This is a genomic window from Notoacmeibacter marinus (assembly GCF_002238045.1).
Lineage (GTDB): Bacteria > Pseudomonadota > Alphaproteobacteria > Rhizobiales > Rhizobiaceae > Notoacmeibacter > Notoacmeibacter marinus.
This window is the reverse complement of the sequence record NZ_NBYO01000003.1, coordinates 516,349-541,755: the sequence shown is the minus strand read 5'-3', so window position 1 is coordinate 541,755 and position 25,407 is coordinate 516,349. Positions and strand designations below refer to the sequence as shown.

The window sequence follows — 25,407 nt, the reverse complement described above, 5'->3', positions numbered from 1 at the left end:
CGCTTGATGCGCCGGCGCCGATTTGTTCATGTGGCATTCAGCGAGAATGTCGTATCAATGGTCTCATGAAAAAGCTCTCCGCCCTTCTTTCGGTTCTGTTGATGGTTGGCGTTCCCGGTGCGGCGCAGGCCTTGTCCATGCCGAGCCTTGAACGACCGGTCGAACGGTCCATCCATCTCGTGGCTGACAATTGCTATGCTGTCGGCCAGCGATTGGCGCAGGAGCGCGGCGCGAAGCTGCTACGGGCCGACGCGGTCGGCAGCGGCGAATGCCGGGTTGTCATGCTCGTTCCGGACGGAGAGGGCGGCCGCCCGAGGCGCGAGGAGATTGTGGTGCCGATGCGCTGAAACATTGCCTCGCGCAATGTTCGGACAGTCCGTAAGCGCTTCCTGGACTTGATTGCCGACCGCAACTGCAGGCAAACAGTTGGCGAAGCGATTGTCGGGAGTGAATCAGCCAATGCGTGTTCTCGTTGTCGAAGACGATGCCGATCTGAACCGTCAGCTCTGCGAGGCGCTGAAGGATGCTGGCTACGCGGTGGACAGCGCGACGGATGGTGAGGAAGGCCATTTTCTAGGCGATACCGAGCCGTATGACGCCGTCGTTCTCGACCTCGGTTTGCCGCAGATCGATGGTCTGTCCGTTCTGGAGCGCTGGCGGCGCGAGGGCCGCACCATGCCGGTTCTCATTTTGACTGCGCGGGACCGGTGGAGCGACAAGGTGGCTGGCATCGATGCCGGCGCCGATGACTACGTCGCCAAACCCTTTCATGTCGAAGAGGTTCTTGCGCGATTAAGGGCGCTGATCCGGCGCGCCGCGGGCCACGCCAGTTCGGAACTGGTCTGCGGCCCGCTCCGGCTCGATATGCGGGCTTCGCGCGCCGATATCGACGGTGTATCGCTCAAGCTGACATCTCTGGAATTTCGGCTGTTGGCCTATCTGATGCATCATCAGGATGAGGTCGTGTCGCGAACCGAACTCGTCGAGCATCTCTACGATCAGGATTTCGACCGCGATTCCAATACGATCGAAGTGTTCGTCGGGCGTCTGCGCAAGAAGATTTCGGCCGATCTGATCGAGACGGTCCGTGGCATGGGCTACCGCATTCGCGCGCCGCGCGAAACCTAAGGCGATGACCGAGTCGAAGGCAGATCGCCGTCTGTTGCCGCGGTCCATGGCGGCGCGGGTGGTGATCCTTTCCTCTCTTCTGGCCGTTCTGGCCCTTCTGGCCATCGGCTCGTTGGTGACGACGATCTATCAGGGCGAATCGCGTGCCAGCTTCGACCGGCTTCTCGTCGCCCATCGCTACAACCTCATAGCTGCCGTCGGTCTGGACCCGGACGGATCGCTGACCGGCGAGCCGCAATTTGGCGATTTGCGTTACGAGGACACCGGTTCTGGCTGGTACTGGGAGGTCAGCCCGGTCGACACCGCACCCTCGTCGGACGACGCGCAACTTCGGTCGGTGCAGCTGGACGCGGATGTGCCCGTTCCGAGCGCGCAATCGGCGCCGTTCAATGATTTCTTCGAACGCATCTATACCGGAGCCGGTCCGGACGGTCGGCTGGTTCGTATCGCCGAAGCGGAACTGCAACTCGGCGAACAGGGAACGCCCTATCGGTTTCGGATCATGGGCAATGAAACGGCTTTCCGGGCCGGCGTCGCCAGCTTTCGCCGCCAGCTCTTCGGCTGGCTTGCCCTTCTGGGCATCGTGCTCGTGACGATCAACGCTGCCGCCATCCGCTTCGGTTTGCGTCCCCTCAACCGGGTGCGGCTGGCTCTTCAATCGGTCCGGTCCGGGCAGACACGCCGTCTTGTCGGCGATTTTCCGCCCGAGATCGGCCCTCTGACAACCGAGGTGAACGCGTTGATCGACGCCAATCACGACATTGTGGAGCGTGCGCGCACCCAGGTCGGCAATCTGGCGCATTCGCTCAAGACGCCGCTGTCGGTGCTCACCAATGAAGCCGATGCGATCGACGAGCCGCATGGCCGGCTGGTCGCCGAACAGGCTGCCGCGATGCGTCTTCAGATCGACCATTACCTTCAGCGTGCGCGGATCGCCGCGCAGCGCGCGGCACTCGGCCAGCGCACCGAATTGAAGCCCGTGACCGACCGTCTCGTTCGGGTGATGCGCAAGATCGCACCCGACAAAATCGTCCGGTCCGATGTCGATGAAGATCTGGTTTTCGCCGGCGACAAGCACGATGTGGAAGAGATGCTCGGCAATCTCTTGGAAAACGCGGCAAAATGGTCGCGCTCGAAATTCAGCCTTTCCGGTCAGATGGCCGAGCGCAATGGCCGTGCTGTGGTCATATTGACGGTGGATGATGACGGTCCGGGGATTCCTCAGGACCAGGCCGAACGGGCGATGAAGCGCGGGCAGCGGCTCGACGAAACCGTGCCCGGAACCGGGCTGGGTCTTTCCATCGTGTCCGATACGGCTGCCGAATATGGCGGGCAGTTGCAGTTGGAGCGCGCCGATATGGGAGGGTTGAGGGCTCGGTTGATTTTGCCGGCGGCACCCTTTTCCGCGCCGCAGCAAAAGTGATAGGAAGGCTTTGAACAAGGGACCATGGCGTTGACCCAATCGCTGCCACTTCAATCGTTACTGACGTGCCGTCGCTTTCATGCCGCGAAGGGCGTGGTCCTTTTGCTTGCGGCCACCGCACTGGCGGGTTGCACGACGTTGACGGGCGGTACGCCCTCATCGGCGTTCGCGCCTTCGGCCGCATCGGGAAACACTGTCGGAATGGTCAAGGGATTGGCGGCAGCACCGGATGCCGGTCTGGCGGATGGCGCGTCGAAAGCGCTGGCCCTGGCTGCTGAGTATCGCGCGCTGGAATACAAAGGGAAGGGCGAGACCGTCACCTGGCAGTCCGACAGCGGCGAGAGCGGGCGGGTCGTCGCTTACCAGCCCTATCGTGTCGGCCGACAGGATTGTCGCCAGTTCACCCACACCCTGACCGTCGAAGGCAGTGTCCGAGCGCTGAAGGGGGCTGCTTGCCGTACCAAGGATGGAAGTTGGACGGTGATTTGAACCACAGGTGCCGATCATGACGCTGTTCTGGATTATCGCGGCTGTTCTGACCCTTGCGTCCATCGGCGCTATCGTTTTGTTTTTGCCGAAGGCCGAAACTGCTGACGCAGTCGCCGAGCACGCGGCGGATGAAGCGGTCTATCGCGATCAGCTGACATCGCTTGAACGCGAGATCGAGCGCGGATCGTTGGATGCGCCGACCGCTTCGGAGGCGCGCGCTGAAATCGGCCGTCGGCTGCTGCATGCGCGCGACCGGCAGAAGGGGGACGATCGCGGACGCCTGCCCAGCGCTTTCCTGATCGTTTCGGTTCTGGCAGTGCCTCTCGTCGCATGGGGGCTCTACGGCTTTCTGGGCGAACCCGACATGCCGGCGCAACCGCTGCAGGCGCGGCTTCAGGCCGATCCACGAAACGATAGCATTGGCAATCTGATTGCTCGCGCGGAACGGGCGCTTGCGGCCGATCCGTCGGATGCGCGTGGCTGGTCTGCTCTGGCGCCCATCTATATGCGCGTCGGCCGTTACGATGATGCCGCGAGTGCTTTCCGCGCGCTGGTTCGGTTGAACGGCGAGAGCGGGTCCTTGCTGGCTGCTCTTGGCGAAGCGGAGATCGCCGCCGGCGGCGGCATTGTCACCGCCGATGTGAAGCAGCGGCTCGAGCGGGCCGTGGAGCTTGAGCCCTCCGAACCCCGGGCGCGCTATTTCCTTGCTCTGGCGAAACGTCAGGAGGGCGACAATGCCGGCGCCGTTCAGCTATGGAACGAACTGGCCGAAAGCCAGGATGCAGGCTCGCCCTGGTTTGAAGCCGCGCGCCAGGCGGCGCAGCTTGCTGCCGCCGAGCCCGCCGGGGATGCGCCGCGTGGCCCGGACCGCGAAGCCGTAGCCGCCGCCGCCGATATGTCGGCAGACGACAGGCAGGCGATGATCGGACAGATGGTCGCCGGGCTCGACAAGCGACTTGAAGATAATGGCGGTTCGATCGACGAATGGTTGCGCTTGATCAATGCGTACCGTGTTCTGGGCGATATGGATAAGGGTCAGGATGCGGTGCGTCGTGCTCTTGAAGCGTTTCCGGAGGACGAACCCGCGCAAACCAGAATCCGTTCGGCGGCGGACGCATTGTCGCGATCCGGCAATGCTCCCAGCCCCGAAGTCAATTCGGAGACTCGCTCGTGACTCGTAAACAGAAGCGTCTGGGACTGATCGGCGGAGCAGCGGCCTTTCTGGGCCTCGCGCTGGCCCTTGTCCTCACCGCGCTCAATCAGCAGATCGTCTTTTTCGTCGACCCATCCGCCATCGCCGCCGGGCCGCTGAAGCCGGGCGAAAAGGTCCGCCTCGGTGGCCTCGTTGTCGATGGTTCGGTCGAACGGGGACAGAGCGAAACAGTCCGCTTCGCCGTTACCGATGGCGCGGCATCCGTTCCCGTCCGCTATCAGGGCATTCTGCCCGACCTTTTCCGGGAAGGGCAGGGCGTCGTTGCCGAGGGTGAAATGACGCTGGACGGCGTTTTCGTCGCCAGTACGGTTCTGGCAAAGCATGACGAACAATATATGCCGCGAGAGGTCGCCGACAGCCTGAAGGAAAAGGGCATGTGGAAGGAGGGCGGCGAGGGCGGCGGCTCTTATGGCAAACCCGCCGGGGATACCGTTTCGGCAGAGCCCACCGCATCCATTCCACTCACCCAATAGGTCCAGGAGCCGCATGACATGCTGATCGAGACCGGCCATTTTGCTCTTGTTCTCGCATTGGCGCTGTCGTTGTTCCAGGCGATGGTCCCGCTTGCCGGTGCCCTTCGCAACGATGAGCGCGTCATGGCGACCGCAGCTCCGACGGCGCTTTCGGTTTTCGCTCTGATAACCCTGTCCTTCGGCGTCCTTTTGGCGGCGTATTACCGGTCCGACTTTTCGGTCGTGAACGTGTTCGAGAACTCCCATTCGCAGCAGCCCGCGCTCTATCGCATCACTGGAACCTGGGGCAATCATGAGGGCTCCATGTTGCTGTGGGTCTTCATCCTGGCGCTTTTCACAGCCCTCGTCGCGGCATTCGGGCGGAGCCTGCCGCTGCGCCTGAAAACGCTGGTCCTGGCTGTTCAGGGCTGGGTCGGCAGCGCGTTTCTGCTGTTCATTCTGCTGACCTCGAACCCGTTCGCGCGACTGTCGCCCGCGCCCATGGAAGGCCGCGATCTCAACCCGATCCTGCAGGATGTCGGCCTCGCTATCCATCCGCCGCTTCTCTATCTCGGCTATGTGGGCTTCTCGGTTGCCTTCTCATTTGCCATCGCCGCACTCATCGACGGGCGCATGGAAGCGGCGTGGGCGCGCTGGGTGCGGCCTTGGACATTGCTGGCCTGGACGTTTCTGACGGCCGGTATCGCGATGGGCTCTTATTGGGCTTATTACGAACTCGGCTGGGGTGGCTGGTGGTTCTGGGACCCGGTCGAGAACGCATCCTTCATGCCCTGGCTGTCGGGAACGGCGCTGCTGCATTCGGCCATCGTCATGGAAAAGCGCGACGCCCTTAAAATCTGGACGCTGCTGCTGGCGATCATCACCTTCTCGCTGTCTCTCCTCGGCACGTTCCTCGTACGCTCTGGCATTCTGACGTCGGTGCATTCCTTTGCATCGGACCCGACGCGCGGTCTCGTTATCCTGGCCATTCTGGTCTTCTTCATCGGCGGGGCGCTGCTGCTGTTCGCGTTGCGCGCATCCAGCCTGAAGACCGGCGGTCTGTTTGCGCCGATCAGCCGCGAGGGCGCGCTCGTGCTCAATAATCTTTTTTTGGCATCCGCCACGGCAACGGTTCTGGTCGGCACCCTCTATCCGCTCATGGTCGAAGCTTTCAGCGGCGAGAAGATTTCGGTAGGCGAACCCTTCTTCAACCTGACGTTCGGGCCGCTCATGGTGCCGCTTCTGGTCGCCGTGCCGTTCGGGCCGCTCCTGTCCTGGAAGCGGGGTGATCTGCCTGCCGTGGCAATGCGACTCGTCTGGGCGTTCGGCTTTTCGCTGCTCGCTGTCGCGGTCAGCCTCCTCTTCGTCGATCCGACCGCCGTATTCGCCGCGCTCGGTATCGGGCTGGCCGTGTGGCTCTTTGGGGGTGCCGTGACAGACTTGGCCGTAAAGGCGGGTGTCGGTCGTACGCCCCTGCCGGTCGCGATGCGCCGCTTCGTCGGGCTACCGCGCAGCATGTTCGGCACCGCGCTCGGCCATGCCGGCCTCGGTCTGACGGTGCTTGGAATTGTAGCCGTCAGCGCATTCGAGCAGGAACGGATCGTGGCGATGAAGCCGGGCGACAGCGTCGATATCGCCGGCTACAGCATCACTTTCGACGCCATTGTTCCCGTACGCGGGCCGAATTTCGTCGCCGACCGCGCTCAGTTCCTGATCGCTACCGCTGAAGGCAGGGCGCTCGGTACCGTCTCTTCGTCCAAGCGGATATATACAGCGCGCCAGATGCCGACCACCGAGGCGGGCATTCGTACCTTCGCGTTTTCGCAGCTTTACGTATCGCTGGGCGATCTGTCGGAGGGCGGCGGTGCCGTCGTGCGTATCTGGCACAAACCGCTGATCACACTCATATGGCTCGGCACGGTGCTGATGATGATTGGCGGGTTCGTTTCTCTATCGGACCGCCGTTTGCGGGTCGGCGCTCCACGCGCACCGAAATCACGGCTTCGCCAGCCCCAGGCGGAGGCGACCGGTTGAGACGCCCATTCGCTCTTTTCGTTCTGATCGGCGGGCTGTTTTTTGGCCCGCCATCGGCCTTTGCAGTGCAGCCGGACGAAGTGCTCGACGATCCGGTGTTGGAAGAACGCGCACGGGATATTTCGGCGGGTCTGCGCTGTCTGGTCTGCCAGAACCAATCGATCGACGATTCCGATGCGTCCATTGCCCGCGATCTGCGCATTCTCGTCCGCGAGCGGATCGAATCGGGTGAGACCGATGAGGAGGTCGTCGACTACATCGTTTCCCGCTACGGGCAGTTCGTTCTGCTGAAGCCGGTCTTTTCGCCCACCACGATCCTGCTTTGGTCGACGCCGCTTCTGGTGTTGTTGGGCGGCGGCCTCTATCTCTTCTCCCGCCGGCAGGCGCATGGTAATTCGGCAGTGGAAACGGACGGTGCGGCTTCGCTGACGGCTGAGGAAGAGGCCCGTCTGCGCAAGGCCCTGGCAAACGACCCTTCCGACAAATAGCAGGCGTCTGTCCTGTCCGGCCGACTTCGCCTTACCAAGTTTTCACCTGCCGGAAAGTGCCTTGTAAGGCGAAGCGCTCTAGATCGTTTCCTATCAAAGAGGCGAGCTCCCTCGCTACAGTGAAGAGGAAACGATTCATGGCGCATCAGCCTTCCAATTCCATCCGCCGCCGGCTTCTGGCTGCCGCCGGTGCGGTCGCTATTCTCGGCGGCGGCGCCGCCGGCCTGTCAGCCTACCAAACCGCGCCTGCCCTCGCCGAACAGGTCACCGTTCCAAGAACGGAGCAGTCCACGGCGATCAACGGGTTCGCCGATGTGGTCGAGCGTGTATCGCCCGCCGTTGTCTCCGTGCGGGTGAAATCCAACCGCCAGTTGACCTCCGACAGCCGCAACGGCTTCAACTTCCAGTTCCGCGGCATGCCCGGTTTCGAGCAATTGCCCGAAGATCACCCCTTCCGCCGTTTCTTCCGCGAGTTCGGAGGCGAGGGCGATGATGCACGTCCGAACCGCAACCGTCGCGCTGAGCGTGACCGGCCGCGCCGCGAACGGCCGAGCGGTCAGGGATCGGGCTTCTTCATCTCCGAGGACGGCTATGTTGTGACGAACAACCACGTCGTCGAAAACGGCTCGTCCTATACGGTGGTGCTGAATGACGGCACCGAAATGGACGGCACGCTGGTTGGCACGGACCCACGCACCGACCTGGCGGTTCTGAAGGTCGATACCGAGGGCCGGAAAGTGGCCTACGCGACCTTCGCCGACGATTCGGCGGTGCGTGTCGGCGACTGGGTGCTGGCGATCGGCAACCCCTTCGGTCTCGGCGGTTCGGTCACGGCCGGTATCGTTTCGGCGCGCGGGCGCGACATCGGCGCTGGACCCTATGACGATTTCATCCAGATCGATGCGCCGGTCAATCGGGGCAATTCAGGCGGTCCGGCCTTCAATACGGCCGGTCAGGTGATTGGCATCAACACCGCCATCTTCTCGCCGTCCGGCGGCAATGTCGGCATCGCCTTCGCGATTCCTGCCACGGCTGCCGAGCGGATCATCAGCGATCTGATCGATGACGGTTCCATCGAACGCGGTTGGCTGGGAGTGCAGATCGCTCCGGTCTCCGATGACATTGCCGAGGCGGTCGGTCTCGATGTTGCCGAAGGCGCGCTCGTGCAGCAGCCGACGGATGACAGTCCCGGGGCGAAGGCCGGCATTGAAGCGGGCGACATTATCGTCGCGATCAATGGTGAGAAGGTCGAAGGCCCACGCGAATTGTCGCGCACTATCGCCGGATTCGATCCGGACAGCGAAATCAACGTGTCGGTCTTCCGCAATGGCGACACCAAGGATGTGAAGGTCAAGCTCGGCCTCATGCCAAAGCCCGATCGCATGGCCATGGGGCTCGGAGATGACCGCGATGGCGGCGACGAGCCTGTGCTGGAATCGTCCTTTCTCGATGACCTCGGGCTGACCGTCACGCCGGTCGAGGACGGTAAGGGCGTCGTGATTACCGATGTCGAACCGGGATCGGATGCTGAGGAAAAGGGCTTGTCGGCTGGCGACATCATTCTGAAGGTCAATGGCCAGACTGTCAGCACCGCGAAGGATGTGGTCGCGGCGACCGACAAGGCCACCAAGGATGGCCGTAAGGCTGTGCTGATGCAGGTCAGAACGAATGACGCCCAACGCTTCGTCGCGCTGCCGGTGTCGCAAGGCTGACTCAGACCTCTCCCGATCGCCGTCCAAACCGTTTCCAGTCCCCTGAGCGGGATCGGGCGTGCGAAAGGGCCGAAGGCGCTTTCCAGTTTTCCTCTTGCGGAAGAGCGCACTTCCGGCGGCGGTGGGTTGAAAGACCTGCCGCCGTTGCGTCATCTGTCCTATCTTCAGACCTGCGAATCGATGGGTGAAGCGAATGAAGCTGCTGATCATTGAAGACGATCGCGAATCGGCCGACTATCTGGAAAAGGCGTTCTCCGAGGCCGGCCACACCGCTCATGTCGCCCGCGACGGCGAGAGCGGATTCGCCCTGGCCGAGACCGGCGATTACGACGTGTTGGTCGTTGACCGGATGTTGCCGCGCCGCGATGGGTTGTCGGTGGTATCCGGCTTGCGGGCCAAGGGAATACACACGCCGGTTCTGATCCTCTCGGCGCTGGGCGAGGTCGATGACCGGGTAACGGGCCTGCGCGCCGGCGGTGACGATTATCTCACCAAGCCCTACGCGTTCTCGGAACTCCTTGCCCGCGTCGAGGTCCTCTCGCGCCGCAAGGGCGGTCCGGAGGTCGAGACCATGCTGCGCGTCGGCGATCTGGAGCTGGACCGGCTGTCACACACGGTCAAACGCGCTGGCCAGACCATTCTGTTGCAGCCACGCGAGTACAAGTTGCTGGATTATCTCGTCCGCCATGCGGGCCAGGTGGTCACACGAACCATGCTGCTGGAAAATGTCTGGGAGTATCATTTCGATCCCCAGACCAATGTGATCGATGTGCATATCTCCCGCCTGCGCAGCAAGATCGAGCGCGATTTCGACACACCCATCCTGCATACCGTGCGGGGCGTTGGCTACATGCTGAAAGGCTAGGAACCAGTTATGGCGGTCCAGCTACCGGCCATGATGCGATCGACGGCAACCCGGCTTTCGGCCCTGTTCGTCCTGCTTTTCATGGCCTGCGCCCTGGTGCTCGTGTTCTACATGACGGCGTTGTCGGCACGGATGATGGCCAGCCAGACCCGCGCGACTATCGATGAGGAGGTGGCCGAACTGGCCGCGGTCTATCGGCACGGCGGTCTGCCCCGGCTCATTCGAACGCTCGATCGCCGCTCGCGTCAGCCGGGCGCATATCTCTATCTCGTGGCGGCCCGGGATGGCCGCATCCTGACCGGCAATGTGGAAGCGCTCGATCCCGACCTTCTGGACCGGGAGGGCTGGACGGAAAAGCCATTCGCCTATCTGCGCCACGGTGATAGCCAGGCCATCCGTTCGGGCGAACTCAATCTTCGCGCGCTTCTGGAAGGCGACGATGCCCACCACGCAATGGCACAGGTCTTTATGCTGCCGAACGGCATGGCCATGCTGGTCGGCCGCGATCTCGGCGAACCTGAGCGGCTGCGCGATATCACCCGCCAGGCGATCGTCATGGCGCTCGGCATTATGGGCCTGGGTTCCTTGCTGATCTGGTATCTGGTTGGTCGTCGGGGCCTCATGCGCGTCGAAAAGGTCTCCGTGGCGACCGACAGGATCATGGCGGGCGATTTGTCCCAGCGCCTGCCGGTAACCTCCGCCGGTGACGAATTCGATCAGCTTTCCAACGGCATCAATATCATGCTGGGCAGGATCGGCGAGCTGAACGAGGGTTTGAAGAACGTTGCCGACAATATCGCGCACGATCTGAAGACGCCGCTGACCCGCATTCGCAACCGCGCCGAAGCGGCGCTCGCCAACCATGACGACCCGGAGGCGACGCGCATCGCATTGGAGCAGACCATCGCGGAGTCGGACCAACTGATCCGGACCTTTGCGGCCATCCTGCGGATCAGCCGCTTGGAGGCGGGCAATGCGATCGATGATCGTACCACCGTCAATCTGACGGAGATCGCGGCCGATGTATGCGAACTTTACGAGCCAGCGGCGGAAGAAGCCGGCGGAACGCTCACCTGCGAGGTCGGGGCCGAGCCGGTCATGGTGTGCGCCAATCGCGAACTGGTCGGTCAGGCCCTCGCCAATCTGGTAGAAAATGCCCTGCGCCATGGTACGCCGGAAAGAGAGCCGATTGCCATAGGGATCACCCTGCGCAAGAACGATGGCCAGGCCGTTCTGACCGTCGCCGACAACGGTCCCGGTATTCCTCCCGCCGAGCGAGGCCGTGTCACCGAACGCTTCGTGCGGCTGGAAGAAAGCCGCAGCCGCCCGGGTTCGGGACTGGGTCTGTCGCTGGTTAAAGCCGTTGCACAGTTTCACCAGGGACGACTGGTTCTGGACGACAACGCGCCGGGCCTTGCCGCTCGCCTTTGTCTGCCGCTCCAGCCGGAGGGAAAGAAGTCGGCCGGCAAATCCGCCTAGAGCGCTCTGGACCGAACCGCTGAAGGTCTCTATCGCCGAATGATACGCCATTCGCGGGAGGACAGCATGATCGACGGGAGCAAGGATCGGCCGGAGGGAACAGCCGCCCGAGCGATAGGATCGCTGCCGGTTTCCTCCATTCCGCCAGCGCTCGACGATATGCGCGCGGCGGAATGGCTGAAGGATTTGTCGAAGGCCGCCAATGGGGAAGACACCCAAGCCCTTTTCACCCGGCTGGACGAAGACGATATGGCTCGCGCGTTCATCGGCGGGGTACTGGATCTGTCGCCGTTCCTGCGCTCTGCCCTTTTGCGTCGACCGAACATCGCGGCGCGCCTTTTCGACGACGGTCTGGACGCACTGGTCGACAAGGAAATCGCGGCGATCGAAGCGCTCGGTGGCAGCGACGATCTGTCCGAAAAAGATTTGGGCGCCGCGCTTCGCCGCCACAAGCTGAACGCCCATGTCGCGATTGCGATCGCCGATATAGCCGCCGGTGGCGCAGCTGCGGTCTCGGTCGAACATCTGACACGCCTTGCCGAGAGCGTGTTGCAGACGACGGCGCGCTACCTCTGCCGCGATCTGCACCGGCAGGGCTTTCTGGCTCCGGGCGACGCTGAGAGGCCGGAAGCCGATAGCGGGCTCATCATTCTTGGCATGGGCAAGCTCGGCGGGCGGGAGCTGAACTTCTCGTCCGACATCGATCTGATCGTCTTCTACGATCCGGATGCGGCAGGCGTGGCGCGCCGCGAGGGCCTCGCCGAAGCAGTGGTCAAGCAGGTTCGGCGCCTGGTGCGCCTTCTTTCCGACCGGACGGCCGAGGGTTACGTCTTTCGTACCGATTTGCGGCTGCGGCCCGATCCGGGCGCCACGCCGCTGGCAATCGCTGTGGGGGCGGGGCTGCAATATTACGAATCGCGCGGCCAGAACTGGGAGCGCGCCGCCATGATCAAGGCGCGGGCCGTGGCCGGCGATATCGAGGCGGGAGAGGCCTTCCTCGCCGAACTGCGCCCCTTCGTCTGGCGGCGCTATCTGGATTTCGCGGCCATTGCCGACATTCGGGCCATCAAGCGGCAGATCGCTTCGCACAAGGGCGGCACGGCGATCGTCGTCGCCGGCCATAATGTAAAGCTCGGGCGCGGCGGCATTCGCGAGATCGAGTTCTTCGTCCAGACCCAGCAACTGATCGCCGGGGGGCGGGTGGACGATCTGCGCGGCCGTTCCACGACCAGGATGCTGGCCGAACTTGCCGGCCACCAGTGGATCGCCGAGCAGACCCGCGATGAGCTGATCGCCGACTACTGGTTCCTGCGCGACGTCGAACACGCCATCCAGATGGTCGCGGACGAGCAGACCCATAGCCTGCCGCGCGAGGAGGAAGGCCTGGCGCGCGTTCTTCACCTTATGGGCTTCCGGACGCTGGAAGATTTCTCGGAGCGATTTCTGAGAACCCTGGAGCGCGTCGACACGCATTTTGCCGCGCTCTTTGCCGAGGATGACGATGGCCAGGGCGATCTGGCCGACCATCTGGTCTTCACCGGCGATCAGGACGACCCCGATACGCTGGACCGCCTGATGCAGCTTGGCTTTACCCGACCGACCGATATTTCACGCATCGTCCGTGCCTGGCACACCGGCCGCTACCGGGCTCTCAGAGCGACGTCCGCCCGCCAGATGCTGACGACGATGCAGCCAAACCTGTTCCGGGCGCTTGCGGCGACCGGGCGTCCTGATGAGACCCTGATGTATCTTGACGAGATGCTGGCGGGTTTGCCGGCAGGCTTGCCGCTCTTCTCCGTTTTGTCGGGCAATCCGCAGATCCTGTCGCTGCTGACGACTATTCTGGCCACCGCACCGCGCATGGCGATGACGATTTCGAAACGGCCTCATGTCTTCGATGCACTCGTCGACCGCGACCGCCTGTCGCTGGTGCCGGACCGCGAAAGCCTGGCGGCTCGCCTCGATCCGTTCCTGGCACAGTCGCGCGATCATGAAGACCGCCTCGACCGGCTTCGGATCTTCGCCGTCGAGCAGCGTTTCATGGTGTCCGCGCGCCTTCTGACCGGAGCGATCGACGCGGCTGAAGCGGGCGAGTGCTTCACCACCCTTGCCGACCTGCTTCTTATTCGCACCCTCGAACCTGTTCGGGCGCTCTTTGCCGAGAAGCATGGCGAGGTGCCTGGCGGGCGTGTGGCGATTCTCGGCATGGGCCGGCTCGGCAGCCGCGAGATGACCGCCGGCTCCGATCTCGACATCATCTTTCTCTACGACCATGCCGAAGGCGCTTCGCAGTCCGACGGTCCGCGGCCTCTCGATGCACCGACGTGGTTTACGCGGCTATCGCAGCGTCTGGTCGCGGCGGTCTCCGCACCGACGGCGGAAGGTGTGCTCTATGAGATGGATCTGCGTTTGCGACCCTCGGGCAATCAGGGACCGCTGGCGACATCGCTGAGGGCGTTCCAGTCCTATCAGCAGAATGGCGCTGCGATCTGGGAGAAGATGGCCCTGTCGCGCGGTCGTGTCGTCTGCGGCGATGAGGGGATCGCCGAGGAAATCGAGGCGATCATCGAAAGCAGCCTCGACAAGGTCGGCGAACCGTCAAGCGTCCGCGATGAGGCTGGAAAGATGCGCCTTCGCATCGCTGACGCCAAACCGCCCGAAGGGTCGTTCGATGTGAAGCTGGCGTCCGGCGGCCTGATCGATCTGGAGTTTATCGCGCAGATTGCCAAACTTACTAAATCGTTGGATTCTTATAGTTTCTCCATAGTGGGCACGCGCCCTATTCTTACCTCCCTTTCCTCTGCTTATGTGTCCCATGCAGAACGCGAAGCGCTTCTAGGTGCCTATGATCTGATGACAATGCTCCTTCAGATCCTACGGATTTGTCTCGATCGGGACTTCGATCCGCAGACGGCGCCGCAGGGCTTCGTCGAACTGCTCTGCAAGCGGACGAATGCTCCGGACCTTGGGGTCCTCGGTTCGCAATTGCAGGACGCCCGGACGGCGGTGCGAACGATTTTCGATCGCCTGACTGGCATTCACCGCGAGGACGAAACGGAAAGCTCCGCATCGCCCCCGTAACGAGAAAAGGGGACGAAATGACTGGAGAAACGATATGTCCAAGAAACTGAAACTTGCCGCCGGTTTTATCGGCCTCGCAACGATTGCATCCACTCTGACCCCCGCTCTGGCCGAATCCGGCTATCAGGGAAAACGCCACGGCATGGGCGAGGGCGGTCCCCGCGCCAAGGTCGAGGAGCGGTTCAAGGCCGCGGACACCGATGATGACGGCGGCGTGACGTTCGCGGAATTTTCCGCGGCCATGGAAGGCCCGCTTGCCAATGCAGATGGCGATGGGAATGGCACGATCACTGTCGAAGAAGCGGTCGCTGCGATCCAGCAGCGGCAGGAAGAGCGGATGACGCGTCGCGCCGAGCGCATCATCAACCGTTTCGACACCGATAATGATGGCAAGCTGACCGTTGAGGAGTGGGAAGCCAGCCGCGAGCGGCTCTTTGCCCGTCTCGACCGCGACAATGACGGCAGGCTCGAAATGAAGGAGATGCCGCGACGGGGTCATGAGCGCAGCGAACCGCGCGGCGAGCACGGCAAGCGCGGCGGCGAGCACATGAAGCGGATGCCGATGATGGACGATAACGGCCCATCGAACGATTCTGCCGAGTGAAATCGGGATCGCCTCGATCTGCAATAACCGCAAGGGGCCTGCGCATGAGCGCGGGCCTTCTTTCCAATGGCGGATCAGTCGCCCACGGCCTTGATCATTGTGGTGGCGCTGCGAAAGCCGAACAGATGCCGCAGCATGCCTGTCGATTGCACCGATATCTCCTGAAAACCGCGCCGCTGGTACAGGTGCTGAGCCCGCAGGTTCGTGTCGATCACGTCAAGGCGAACCTGCGTCAGGCCACAAGAGACGGCCTTGCGTTCGACGGCGTCAAGCAAGGCGGACCCGACACCGAGCCCGCGTGCTTCGTGCGATACGAATATGCCGTCCATGAGAAGGGTTCCATCCTCAATTGGGCGTTCCAGCGCACCGATCAGCAATCCGCGGAAGGTGGCGCCGACGATACCGTATATGGCCGCCATATCGCTAAACGTGCCGCCGATGAAGGCGCCATCTTGTGTCTTATAACCGGCGACGCCGAGAAATCGACCATGGGATGAAACGGCGCATATGGCATGGTTCGGGTCCACAACTTCGCGAAGGAAGGCCAGCGCTCTTCGCTCGGGACCGAGCGGGAACCGAAGCTTCGATGAGAACGCTTGCCAGTACCCTTCGACGGCTAGTTCCAGATGTTCGGGACGGATCCCGTCTTCGATATGAAAATCCGGCTGCGAAGCCTTTGAAACCTGCACAGGCTGTCTCCTATGTTCCGGAGATAGGCGCTCGTATGAGGAGAAGCAATTGAGCCGGACGAGATGGGCGGTGTTGGTCGGTATCTGCCTCGTCGCCGTTGCTTCGCTCGCCTTCTGGCGGGTGCTGGACCATGATCTGGATCGAAGGGCGAGCGAGCCGTTCGGCTTCAGCGTCGGGCGCGTGGAACTGACCGGAACGCTATGGTTGCCCGACGGTACGGTGCAGGCCGGAGTTGTACTGGTTCATGGAGATGGCCCTCAGGACCGAAGTTCGGCGGGCGGGTACGCGCCGCTGGTCAACAACCTTCTCGATGCGGGTATCGCAGTGGCCTCCTGGGACAAGCCGGGCATCGGCGGATCGACCGGGCATTGGCTGGATCAGTCCATGGCTGATCGCGCCGCAGAGGCTCGTGCGGCGCTCGCTTTGCTCGATCGAAAGCTCGACGGTATTTCCATCGGGGCGCTGGGCTTCTCGCAGGCTGGGTGGGTTCTGCCGAAGCTGAACCGCAGCGATGTGGATTTTCTCGTTCTGGTCGGCCCTGCCGTTTCGTGGCGGATGCAGGGCCGCTATTATAACCGCATGCGGCTGTTACGGCAGGGGGCCGACAATGCGGAGATCGAGCAGGCGCTTGCGCGAGAGGCTATCGCGAATGAACGGTTTTTCGGTTCGAAGTCTCGGTTCGAACCGAACAAGGACGTCACAGGTCTTGGAGAGGACCGATGGTCCTTTATCCGCCGCAACCGCGACCAGGATGCTCGCGAGGATCTCGGTCGTCTGGACATGCCGTTGCTGGCAATCTGGGGTGCGGAAGATTTGAATGTCGATGCAAGCGGTGACGCCGCTATCTACCGGGAAGTTGTTGGAAGCGGACCTCCGGGAACCCGGATTGTTCTTGTTGCAAACGCCACGCACGGTTTGTTGAAGGCGGAGCCTTACAACTGGCAATTGGTCGAACAGTGGCCATGGCATGCAAAGCTACGGTTTCTCGTGGAAGGACGATATGCCTTCGCATCCGGTGCGCTCGACCGGATCGGCGAGTGGATATTGAAACAGGGGTCGGACGAACCTGTTTCACCGAACGATTCGGCCTTGCCGGGCCGTTCCATCGAGGCCGAATAACAAAGCGCCTAGTGAACCGTTTTCGCCTGTCCCGGCAGCCGCACGCTGACGGCGGTGCCAACGCCGGGACGCGACAGCATCCGCAGCGAACCGCCATGCATCTCGGCAAGCGAGCGTGAAATGGCCAGGCCGAGGCCGGAGCCGATATGGCTCTTGCTGAACTGGTTCTGCACCTGCTCGAAGGGCCGGCCCAGCCGGCGCATTGCCTCGCGCTCGATCCCGCAGCCATTGTCGATGATCGTCAGCAGCACCTCGTCGCCGACCTGCCTGGCGTTCAGAACGATGCGTCCGCCTTCATCGGTGAATTTGACGGCATTGCTGAGCAGGTTGAGAACGATCTGCTTGACCGCCCGGCGGTCGACTTCGACCGTGATGCCCTCGGTGATGCGCAGGTCGATATTGATGGACTTGCCTTCCGCCTGGACGGCGATCATCTGGAACGTCTCGTCGATCACGGGGCTAAGATCGACGCACTCCTTCTCCAGTTCGAAGCGGCCGGCCTCGATCTTGCTCATATCCAGAATGTCGTTGATCACGTTGAGCAGATGCGTACCGGAGCGGTGAATATCGTCCGCATATTCGACATAGCGGTCGGAACCGAGCGGGCCGAACATGCGCGTTGTCATGATTTCCGAGAAACCGATAATGGCATTGAGGGGCGTTCGCAGTTCGTGGCTCATATTGGCAAGAAATTCGCTTTTCGCCTGGTTGGCCTGTTCGGCGCGCTCCTTTTCCGCGCCATACCGCTTGTTCAGTTCCGTCAGTTCGCGAGAGCGTTCTTCTTCGGCCCGGCGCGCCTGCGACAGTTCGGCAATCGTCGCCATCAGCCGGTGCTCGGACCGCACTAGCCGCTCCTGCTGCGTCTTGAGCTGGGTGATGTCCGTGCCGACCGAGACCGTTCCGCCGTCGGCGGTGCGCATTTCGTTGACCTGCACCCAGCGCCCATCGGCAAGTTCCCGCTCATAATTGATGGCGCCGCCGGTGCCGGCCTTCCGGGTCTGCGAGGTGACCGACGTCATGGCGGCTTCGATCTCCGCGCGTGGCGTGCCTTCTTTCAGAAGGTCCGACGGCAGGCCGGTATGGTCGCGATAGCGGGTATTGTTCAGGACCAGACGGTCGGAGCCGTCCCAGAGCACGAAGCTCTCGGTGATGGTTTCGATGGCGGTACGCAGGTAACGGTCGGTTTCCGCGTGTAACTCCTCCAGCTCGTGCTGCTCGGTGCTATCGACGGCAATGCCGATCAGATGGACGCCCCCATCATCGCAGCCTGGCAGCGCCTGGGCGCGGGCACGCATGCGGATCCAGTAGCCCTTGGCATGACGCATGCGGAAGATTTCATCGATCTGGCGGGTTTCGCCGGAGACAATGCGCTGGGCGAGGGCAAACAGGTCGATATCGGCCGGATGAATGATCGACTGCACGTCTCCGAAGGAGAGCATCCGGTCGGCGCTTTCATAGCCGAGCAGTTCGAACATGGAGCGTGACCAGTACATCAGGCCGCGCGCCACGTCCCAGTCCCAAAGGCCGCAACGCCCACGTTTCAGGGCCAGATCGACGCGCTGGTGCGTTTCGACATAGAGGCGATCGGCCTCTTTGGCGCGAGTCGCCTGGCCGAAATAGGCATAGAGAATGAACAGCAGAAGCCCGGCGGTGCAGACGAACAATGTCGCATTCGTCGACACCGTCCTCTTGAAATTGGCCATAAGAACGTCGCGCTCGATAAGCGCCAGAACCGAGCCGTCAGATGCCGTGTCGCTAATGAAGCTGAGGGCGGCAAGCGCCTCCTTGCCACGATAGACCACTGGCTGGACCCCGGCGCTCTGGCCGAACAGGCGAAGCGGCTGAGCGCCCCTGACCAGATCCTCGAGCGGACGGCCATGGAACGATGCCGCCACGGCGGGCTGACCGGCAATGATCCTTGCGTCGCCATCGAGATGAATGAGACGACCGCCACGGGTCGATAGGATGCTGTCAATAGCGGAGACCGCGTCGGCGTCGCGCCTGAGACCTGAATCGGCCGGCTTTGGATCGCGGCGCAGATCCAGTGCCGTGAGGTCGGCCGAGAGCCGTAACGTGGTGCCGGCGCTATCCTCCAGATTCTGGTATTGATCGTAGAGATTGTAGCCGCGAATGCTGGCAACGATGCCCAGAAAGACTATGCATAGGATCGGAATGACGCGGCGGAAAAATGTTTCCAGCCTCAGCAGCCGATCGTAATCGGGTGGGGTTGCGAAGAGCCGCGTATCGCTCGCGCTCCGCGGTTCATTCGTCTTCCTGGTGCTTCGGGGCGCGAGTCCCCACAAGCCAGTCGCGCGCAGCGCGTCCGCCATCGCCATCATACGGCTCCGCCTTGCCGTTCAGTCCCTCGTCGACCCGGCTCTGCCCCAGTGCCGAATCACCCCATTAGAATCATTGGAGACTCGGTCTGTCCAGTGTAAAATTTCGGATTCGCTTGTTCTGTTGATGTTCTCGCAACGTCTGGCAAGGAGTGTGAGAGATGAATGCAGACTTCAGGAAAGTGTTCGATCAATAATGTCTCGAACGTCAAGAGGAAGATCGCGCATATTGCGTAAGTCCGAAAGAGTTTTGTGCGCTGCATCACGTCGTGCAGCGTCCAAACCTTTCCATGAACGAAAATGCGTGGCCAGGCGAGCGCCCAGTTGCGGGTTTTGCGATGCAACTCGGCCGATGACATCTGCGAGGAGCCGATAGCCCGAACCGTCGGGCCGATGAAAACCGGACGGATTGGCGCCGGCAAAGCTGGCGACCAGCGCGCGAACACGGTTGGGGTTCGTTTCGATATAGTTCGGATGTGTCATCGCCTGAAGCACCCGGCCAGGTGCATCCGGGCCGGGAATGCGAGCGATCATGCCAAGTAACTTGTCCATGACAAGCGGGTTGTCGCCATGCCGGTTTTCGAATGCAGCCCGCGCCGTGGCGGTCTCGCCGCTCTCCGGCTGACGCAGCATGAGCACTTCGAGCGCGCCGGCCTCTTCGGTCATATTATCGGCCCGGTCGAAGAGCGCTCGGGCGCGCCCGCCATCCGCTTCGGAGACGGTCAGATAGTCCAGCAGAACCAGTTCGAGAGCGCGCCGGCCCGCCGATGGGGCGTCGGGACGATACGACTCGTCGGACAGGAGCGAATCGTAGAGATCGGCGAATGCCGTCGCATGGCGCTCGGCAATGGCCGCCAGGAACGTTTCGCGTGCGACATGAATGGCGTCGGGGTCGACGTTCAGACCCGCCTCTCGACCGAGCGTCGTTTCGCCGGGCAAGGTCAAGGCCAGCGCGCGCCATGCCGCATCAAGCGTCTCATCGCCTGCGATTTCACCGTAGAGGCCAATTAGGGAGGTGGCGGAGGCCGGAAGCGTTTCGCCGTTCGACTGGCGGTAGGAGGCCAGAATGGTGTCGGTCGCCAGCCGGTCCAGCGCTTGCCAGCGTGTGTAGAGGTCATCCTCATGGCGCGCCAGAAAAATGCGATCGGTTTCCGGTTGGTCGATATCGAGGGTCACAGGCGCGGAGAAGCCGCGCAGTAGCGAGACGACCGGCTGTTCTTCAATGCCATCGAAAATGATCGTATCGCGCCGTTTTGTCAGGTGAATGACACCGTTCTTCACAAGGTCGGATTGATCGGCGATGGGAAAATGCGATCCGTCCGGCCGAAACAGTGCGAACGCGATCGGAATATGCATCGGCTCTTTGTCGGTCTGGTCGGGCGTGGCCGGCACGGACTGGTGCATCGTCAGGGTAAGCCGGCCTTTCGCCGTGTCGTAATCCGTCTCGACGGTGACTTGGGGCGTGCCGGCCTGATGATACCAGAGCGCAAACTGCGTGAGTGGGCGGTTCGATGCCTCTTCGAAGCAGGCGAGAAAATCCTCGATGGTCGCAGCATCGCCATCGTGCCGGTCGAAATAGAGGTCCATGCCGGCACGAAACGCATCGTCGCCGACTACGATCCGCAACATGCGGACCACCTCGGAGCCTTTTTCGTAAACCGTCGCCGTGTAGAAATTGTTGATCTCGCGGTAGGCCGTCGGGCGGACCGGATGGGCCAGCGGTCCGCCATCCTCCGGAAACTGGGCGGATTTCAGCAGGCGGACTTCAGCGATCCGGCGGACGGGCCGGCTGCGCATATCGGCGGAAAATTCGTGGTCGCGATAAACCGTCAGCCCTTCCTTCAGACAAAGCTGAAACCAGTCGCGGCAGGTGATCCTGTTGCCGGTCCAGTTGTGGAAATATTCATGGGCGATGATCGTCTCGATATTGGCGTAATCCGTGTCGGTCGCGGTTGTCGGATCGGCCAGGACGTACTTGTCGTTGAAGACGTTGAGGCCCTTGTTCTCCATCGCGCCCATATTGAAATCGGACACGGCGACGATGTTGAAGACGTCGAGATCATATTCCCGTCCGAATACGTCTTCGTCCCACTTCATCGAACGTTTGAGACTGTCGATGGCCCAACCGGTTCGGCTCTCCTTTCCGCGCTCGACATAGACACCGAGTTTGACGTCCCGGCCGCCCATGGTGGTGAAGCGGTCGAATGCGCCGACAATATCGCCGCCGACCAGTGCGAACAGATAGGACGGCTTCGGCCAGGGATCGTGCCACTCGGCGAAGTGCCAGCCATCGGGAAGGTCGCCCGCAGCGCCGGGATTGCCGTTCGACAGCAGCACGGGCGCGTCGGCCTTCGGCGCTTCGATCCGCACGGTATAGACGCTCAGCACATCGGGCCGGTCGGGGAAGTACGTGATCCGGCGAAAACCTTCGGCCTCGCATTGGGTGCAGTATACGCCATTGGATCGGTAGAGGCCGGACAGCGCCAGATTGGCCTCCGGATCGATGGCGGTTTCGATCTCGAGCGTGAACGGTTCATGCGGGACACCGGCAATCCGCAACTGATCCGGCGTGATTTCGACATCATCCACCGGCGCGCCGTTGAGCCTCAACGAGACGAGTTCGATTCCATCGCCATCGAAGACGAGTTCGTCGCCAGGTGCAGTATCGGGATGGCGGCGGACGTCCAGAACCGCCTTCACGATCGTACGGTTGGGGTGAAGCCGGAATGTCAGTGCAACACTGGGGACAAGATAGGATGGCGGCGCATAGTCCGATAGGTTGATCGTTGTGCCGACTTCGCTTCTCATTTTCGTCCCCTATCTGTCATGCCGGTGGCGGTTTTCGTCTATCGATAATGCGTGGGATGTGTTGCAGATTGCCGACCGCATCGTCTAGCGCAATAGGCCGACCGGTCCAAACGGCTATGTTCGGCCGCCGGCGGCATAGGCAAGTCAAAAGGGTGTCAGATGAGTGTAGCGCCTCCGAAATTCGGTCTCGGTCAGTCGGTGAGACGCGTCGAGGATAATCTACTGCTGACGGGCCATGGCCGCTATACCGACGATGAGAAGCGACCCGGTCTCCTTCATGCTGTCATGTTGCGCGCGCCTGTGGCGTCAGGATCCTTTTCTCTGGGTGATCTGACCGATGCCCGCGCCGCGCCCGGCGTAAAGCTCATCCTGACGGCCGACGATATCGACCATTTGAAACCGCTGGAGACCGGGTTTCGACCCCGGCAGCCCGACGGCAGCAAACCGGATGGCCGCGCCATTCCGATTCTTGCCAGGGACGAGATCGGTTACATGGGTGACGCGCTTGCCTTTATCGTCGCCGAAACGCGCGATCAGGCCGCCGATGCGCTGGAGATGATTCCGCTCAGCTTCGAAGGCGGTGAGACGGTACTGGACATCGAGGCAGCGGCAGAGAAAGCCAGTCCGTTGGCCGGTTCCGACCTCTCCAGCAACGTTGCCTACCGTCAGGAAATCGGAGACGAGGAGAACACCGAAAAGGCCTTTAACATCGCCCAGCATGTCACCACGGTGAATTTCTGGAACAATCGTCTGGTCCCCAATTATATGGAGGTGCGCAGTGCGCTCGGCGAATATCGCGACGGCCGCTATATTCTGACCGCCGGAACGCAGGGCGTGCACAATACCCGCTCCCAGGTTGCCGCCAGCCTGGGTATCGACAGCAGCGAGATCCAGGTCCTCACCTACGATGTCGGTGGCGGGTTCGGCCCGAAAGGCTGGGCTTATCGCGAGGATGTTCTGGTTTGCGAAGCGGCAAAGCGTCTCGACGCACCCGTCAAATGGAGCGCCGATCGCACCGATCATTTCCTGACCGATGCGCAGGGCCGCGACAATCTTGTCACTGCGTCAATGGCGATGAACGATGAAGGCCGGTTCCTTGCTTTGAAGATCGATCTGATCGCCAATATGGGCGCCTATACCTCGCGCAACGGGATGCTAATCCCCTATCTCGGCGCGTCGATGGCGACCGGTCTCTACGATATCGGTGCGCTCCATATGGCTATCACCGGCGTTTACACGAACACTGCGCCGGTCGACGCCTATCGCGGGGCGGGGCGTCCGGAAGCGGCGTTTCTCATCGAAAAGCTGGTCGATGTCTGCGCGCGTGAAATAGGCCTGTCTCAGGACGAAATCCGTCGCCGCAACTTCATCTCGGCATTTCCGTACAAGACGCTGACCGGTCGCAATTACGACGTCGGCGAACCGGAAGCCCATATGGATGCGGCCATGAAAAGAGCCGACTGGGCAGGATTCGAAGCTCGCTTGGAGGAGAGCAGACGCGCCAGCCGCCTGCGCGGTATCGGCATGGCTACCTATATCGAGGCCTGCGCTTTTGCCGGCTCGGAACCGGCCGATCTGCGCCTGAAAGACGACGGCCGCCTCCTGCTGAAGATCGGCACCCAGAGCAACGGCCAGGGCCACAAGACGGCCTATGCGCAGTTCATCGCCGACCTTTTCGGCGTGCCGGTCGATGCCATCGATGTGGAACAGGGCGACAGCGATGCCCTGCCATCGGGCGGCGGCACGGGCGGCTCACGCTCGATCCCCATCGGCGGCGTCTCGGTCCGCCGCGCCGGCGAAGTGCTGGAAAAGAATCTGCGGCAGATCGCTTCGGACGAACTGGAAGCCGCTGCCGCCGATCTGGAATTCTTCGAAGACGGCATTCGTGTCGCCGGCACCGACCGGTCGCTCAGCCTCGCCGACCTGGCCTCAAAGGCCAGCGACAAGTCGAAGCTTGCGGTGGTCGAGGAAGTCAAACAGGACGAAGCGACCTATCCGAACGGCACGCATATCTGCGAGGTCGAGATCGACCCCGAAACCGGCATGACGGTCATCATGAACTATGTCGTAACCGACGATTTCGGCGTCGCCGTGAACCCGCTTCTGCTTGAGGGCCAGGTCATGGGTGGCATCGCGCAGGGTATCGGTCAGGCCCTTCTGGAAGCCGCGGTCTATTCGCCGGACGGCCAGCTTATCTCGGCAAGTTTCATGGACTATGCCATGCCGCGCGCCGACAATATTCCCGGCATCGACTTCTCCATGCGCAATGTGCCGTCCACAACCAACGCGCTCGGCATCAAGGGTGCGGGCGAAGCCGGCTCGATCGGTGCGACGCCGGCGGTTCTGAACGCGGTTGTCGATGCGCTCCACCGCGCCTACGGCATTACCCATATCGAAATGCCGACAACGCCGCTGCGGGTCTGGGAAACGATCAAGGCAAGCGGGAATTGAACCAGGCCGACCAGACCGCAGAGGAAGAGGAGGGGAACGATAGTCGGCGAGCGAACCGGGCAGAGCGGCTCGCCCCGCCCTTTCCCCAGCCGCAACCGCTGAAGGGGATCGGTCTGAAGCTGCTGTCGGTCAGCACGCTTCTGGCCATGGTGAGTTGCATCAAGGCGGCCGGCGACCTGCCGCCGGGCCAGCTCGTCTTTTTCCGCTCCTTCTTCGCCGTGCCTTTCATACTTGGCTGGCTCGTCATGCGCGGTCATCTGCGCGGCGCATGGAAAACGGATCGGCCATTCACCCATTTGATCCGTGGCCTGTTCGGCGTGGTGGCGATGGGCTGCAATTTCTACGCGCTGACGCTCCTGCCTCTGCCGGACGCAACCGCGTTGTTTTACGCCAATCCGCTTTTCGTCACGATCATATCGGCGCTCTTTCTGGGCGAGGTCGTCCGACTGTTCCGCTGGGGAGCAGTGATCGTCGGGCTGATCGGGGTCGTCATCATTTCCTGGCCGCAGATGACTTTGGGCGAAGGGCTTGGCAGCGAGCAGAGAGATGGCGTCATTTTCATGCTGCTGGGCGCTTTCTTCGCCGCTCTCGCCATGGTGACGGTCCGCCAATTGGTGAAGACGGAAGGCTCCGCCACGATCGTTCTGTGGTTCAGCATGGTTGCAAGCTTTGCCGCGCTCGCCACTTTGCCTTTCGGCTGGCGGATGCCGACGCCGCAGGAATGGACGCTTCTTCTGGCCAGCGGCGCGCTGGGCGGTCTCGGCCAGATTCTGCTGACCCAGAGCTACCGCTATGCTAGCCTCGCCACCATCGCGCCGTTCGAATACACGTCGATGTTGCTGGCCATCGGTGTCGGTTTCGTCATCTTCGGCGAGGTGCCGACCGTCTACACGATTGTCGGTAGCGCCGTCGTCATCGCCGCCGGTCTTCTGATCATCTGGCGCGAACATAAACTCGGCCTGGAACGGCGCCGCGCCAAGAAGCTGACGGCCCCTCACTGAGTCTGACGGAGGTTCGGACGCCATATCCTGCATC

19 protein-coding genes are annotated in these 25,407 nt (G+C 62.1%); 16 read left to right on the top strand and 3 right to left on the bottom strand.

Annotated elements, in window-relative coordinates; translation table 11 throughout:
- Window positions 1–65: 65 nt before the first annotated feature.
- The 13 genes from B7H23_RS14915 to B7H23_RS14855 all read left to right on the top strand — a co-directional run bounded on the left by B7H23_RS14915 (window position 66) and on the right by B7H23_RS14855 (window position 14,968).
- A complete protein-coding gene (locus B7H23_RS14915) occupies window positions 66–347 on the top strand; it encodes a hypothetical protein (protein ID WP_094078217.1) in 282 nt (93 codons plus the stop codon).
- A gap of 112 nt (window positions 348–459) precedes the next feature.
- Window positions 460–1,128 carry a response regulator transcription factor gene (locus B7H23_RS14910; protein ID WP_094078216.1) on the top strand — a complete coding sequence of 223 codons (669 nt, stop codon included), beginning with the start codon at window positions 460–462 and terminating at the stop codon, window positions 1,126–1,128.
- A 4-nt stretch (window positions 1,129–1,132) separates the two neighbouring features.
- Window positions 1,133–2,551, top strand: coding sequence for an ATP-binding protein (locus tag B7H23_RS14905; protein ID WP_094078215.1), 1,419 nt, complete (start codon window positions 1,133–1,135; stop codon window positions 2,549–2,551).
- Window positions 2,552–2,575: 24 nt separating this feature from the next.
- A complete protein-coding gene (locus B7H23_RS14900; RefSeq protein ID WP_094078214.1) occupies window positions 2,576–3,040 on the top strand; it encodes an RT0821/Lpp0805 family surface protein in 465 nt (154 codons plus the stop codon).
- Window positions 3,041–3,056: 16 nt separating this feature from the next.
- Window positions 3,057–4,214: a c-type cytochrome biogenesis protein CcmI gene (gene ccmI / locus B7H23_RS14895; RefSeq protein ID WP_094078213.1), complete on the top strand. Its 1,158-nt coding sequence runs from the start codon at window positions 3,057–3,059 to the stop codon at window positions 4,212–4,214.
- Window positions 4,211–4,726, top strand: coding sequence for a cytochrome c maturation protein CcmE (gene ccmE, locus B7H23_RS14890; RefSeq protein ID WP_094078212.1), 516 nt, complete (start codon window positions 4,211–4,213; stop codon window positions 4,724–4,726). Before ccmI ends, ccmE begins: the two co-directional genes overlap by 4 nt.
- A gap of 18 nt (window positions 4,727–4,744) precedes the next feature.
- On the top strand, window positions 4,745–6,739 hold the full coding sequence (locus B7H23_RS14885) for a heme lyase CcmF/NrfE family subunit (protein WP_240535133.1): 1,995 nt from the start codon (window positions 4,745–4,747) through the stop codon (window positions 6,737–6,739).
- Window positions 6,736–7,227, top strand: a complete 492-nt coding sequence (locus B7H23_RS14880) for a cytochrome c-type biogenesis protein (protein WP_094078211.1) — start codon at window positions 6,736–6,738, stop codon at window positions 7,225–7,227. Before B7H23_RS14885 ends, B7H23_RS14880 begins: the two co-directional genes overlap by 4 nt.
- A gap of 137 nt (window positions 7,228–7,364) precedes the next feature.
- Window positions 7,365–8,939, top strand: coding sequence for a Do family serine endopeptidase (locus B7H23_RS14875; protein ID WP_094078210.1), 1,575 nt, complete (start codon window positions 7,365–7,367; stop codon window positions 8,937–8,939).
- Window positions 8,940–9,132: 193 nt separating this feature from the next.
- Entirely contained in the window at window positions 9,133–9,804 is a 672-nt protein-coding gene (locus B7H23_RS14870) for a response regulator transcription factor (protein ID WP_094078209.1), read from the top strand.
- Window positions 9,805–9,813: 9 nt separating this feature from the next.
- Window positions 9,814–11,283 (top strand): sensor histidine kinase, encoded by a 1,470-nt coding sequence (locus B7H23_RS14865; RefSeq protein WP_094078208.1) that lies wholly within the window; start codon window positions 9,814–9,816, stop codon window positions 11,281–11,283.
- Window positions 11,284–11,349: 66 nt separating this feature from the next.
- Window positions 11,350–14,364: a bifunctional [glutamine synthetase] adenylyltransferase/[glutamine synthetase]-adenylyl-L-tyrosine phosphorylase gene (locus B7H23_RS14860; RefSeq protein WP_094078433.1), complete on the top strand. Its 3,015-nt coding sequence runs from the start codon at window positions 11,350–11,352 to the stop codon at window positions 14,362–14,364.
- 34 nt (window positions 14,365–14,398) lie between these two features.
- Window positions 14,399–14,968: an EF-hand domain-containing protein gene (locus tag B7H23_RS14855; RefSeq protein ID WP_094078207.1), complete on the top strand. Its 570-nt coding sequence runs from the start codon at window positions 14,399–14,401 to the stop codon at window positions 14,966–14,968.
- 74 nt (window positions 14,969–15,042) lie between these two features.
- On the opposite strand, the gene B7H23_RS14850 is transcribed toward B7H23_RS14855, so the two are convergent.
- Window positions 15,043–15,657, bottom strand: coding sequence for a GNAT family N-acetyltransferase (locus B7H23_RS14850; protein ID WP_094078206.1), 615 nt, complete (start codon window positions 15,655–15,657; stop codon window positions 15,043–15,045).
- Between the two features lie 49 nt (window positions 15,658–15,706).
- Between B7H23_RS14850 and B7H23_RS14845 the strand changes: the two genes are divergently transcribed.
- Window positions 15,707–16,777 carry an alpha/beta hydrolase gene (locus tag B7H23_RS14845; protein WP_206608912.1) on the top strand — a complete coding sequence of 357 codons (1,071 nt, stop codon included), beginning with the start codon at window positions 15,707–15,709 and terminating at the stop codon, window positions 16,775–16,777.
- Window positions 16,778–16,785: 8 nt separating this feature from the next.
- Here B7H23_RS14845 and B7H23_RS14840 read toward each other — a convergent pair whose 3' ends face one another.
- Together B7H23_RS14840 and pepN are read right to left on the bottom strand one after the other, a co-directional pair.
- Entirely contained in the window at window positions 16,786–19,116 is a 2,331-nt protein-coding gene (locus B7H23_RS14840; RefSeq protein WP_240535132.1) for a PAS domain-containing sensor histidine kinase, read from the bottom strand.
- 171 nt (window positions 19,117–19,287) lie between these two features.
- Window positions 19,288–21,921: an aminopeptidase N gene (gene pepN, locus B7H23_RS14835; RefSeq protein ID WP_094078204.1), complete on the bottom strand. Its 2,634-nt coding sequence runs from the start codon at window positions 21,919–21,921 to the stop codon at window positions 19,288–19,290.
- A gap of 159 nt (window positions 21,922–22,080) precedes the next feature.
- Between pepN and B7H23_RS14830 the strand changes: the two genes are divergently transcribed.
- Entirely contained in the window at window positions 22,081–24,372 is a 2,292-nt protein-coding gene (locus B7H23_RS14830; RefSeq protein ID WP_094078203.1) for a xanthine dehydrogenase family protein molybdopterin-binding subunit, read from the top strand.
- On the top strand, window positions 24,369–25,373 hold the full coding sequence (locus B7H23_RS14825; protein ID WP_240535131.1) for a DMT family transporter: 1,005 nt from the start codon (window positions 24,369–24,371) through the stop codon (window positions 25,371–25,373). Before B7H23_RS14830 ends, B7H23_RS14825 begins: the two co-directional genes overlap by 4 nt.
- Window positions 25,374–25,407 lie beyond the last annotated feature (34 nt).

What these genes read in the sequence shown, in the direction of transcription:
- B7H23_RS14905 (WP_094078215.1), top strand. Translation starts at nt 1,133, where the DNA reads ATGACCGAGTCGAAGGCAGATCGCCGTCTGTTGCCGCGGTCCATGGCG.
- B7H23_RS14830 (WP_094078203.1), top strand. Translation starts at nt 22,081, where the DNA reads ATGAGTGTAGCGCCTCCGAAATTCGGTCTCGGTCAGTCGGTGAGACGC.
- B7H23_RS14915 (WP_094078217.1), top strand. Translation starts at nt 66, where the DNA reads ATGAAAAAGCTCTCCGCCCTTCTTTCGGTTCTGTTGATGGTTGGCGTT.
- pepN (WP_094078204.1), bottom strand. Translation starts at nt 21,921, where the DNA reads ATGAGAAGCGAAGTCGGCACAACGATCAACCTATCGGACTATGCGCCG.
- B7H23_RS14865 (WP_094078208.1), top strand. Translation starts at nt 9,814, where the DNA reads ATGGCGGTCCAGCTACCGGCCATGATGCGATCGACGGCAACCCGGCTT.
- B7H23_RS14855 (WP_094078207.1), top strand. Translation starts at nt 14,399, where the DNA reads ATGTCCAAGAAACTGAAACTTGCCGCCGGTTTTATCGGCCTCGCAACG.
- B7H23_RS14840 (WP_240535132.1), bottom strand. Translation starts at nt 19,116, where the DNA reads ATGATGGCGATGGCGGACGCGCTGCGCGCGACTGGCTTGTGGGGACTC.
- B7H23_RS14900 (WP_094078214.1), top strand. Translation starts at nt 2,576, where the DNA reads ATGGCGTTGACCCAATCGCTGCCACTTCAATCGTTACTGACGTGCCGT.
- B7H23_RS14885 (WP_240535133.1), top strand. Translation starts at nt 4,745, where the DNA reads ATGCTGATCGAGACCGGCCATTTTGCTCTTGTTCTCGCATTGGCGCTG.
- B7H23_RS14910 (WP_094078216.1), top strand. Translation starts at nt 460, where the DNA reads ATGCGTGTTCTCGTTGTCGAAGACGATGCCGATCTGAACCGTCAGCTC.
- B7H23_RS14860 (WP_094078433.1), top strand. Translation starts at nt 11,350, where the DNA reads ATGATCGACGGGAGCAAGGATCGGCCGGAGGGAACAGCCGCCCGAGCG.
- ccmI (WP_094078213.1), top strand. Translation starts at nt 3,057, where the DNA reads ATGACGCTGTTCTGGATTATCGCGGCTGTTCTGACCCTTGCGTCCATC.
- B7H23_RS14870 (WP_094078209.1), top strand. Translation starts at nt 9,133, where the DNA reads ATGAAGCTGCTGATCATTGAAGACGATCGCGAATCGGCCGACTATCTG.
- B7H23_RS14875 (WP_094078210.1), top strand. Translation starts at nt 7,365, where the DNA reads ATGGCGCATCAGCCTTCCAATTCCATCCGCCGCCGGCTTCTGGCTGCC.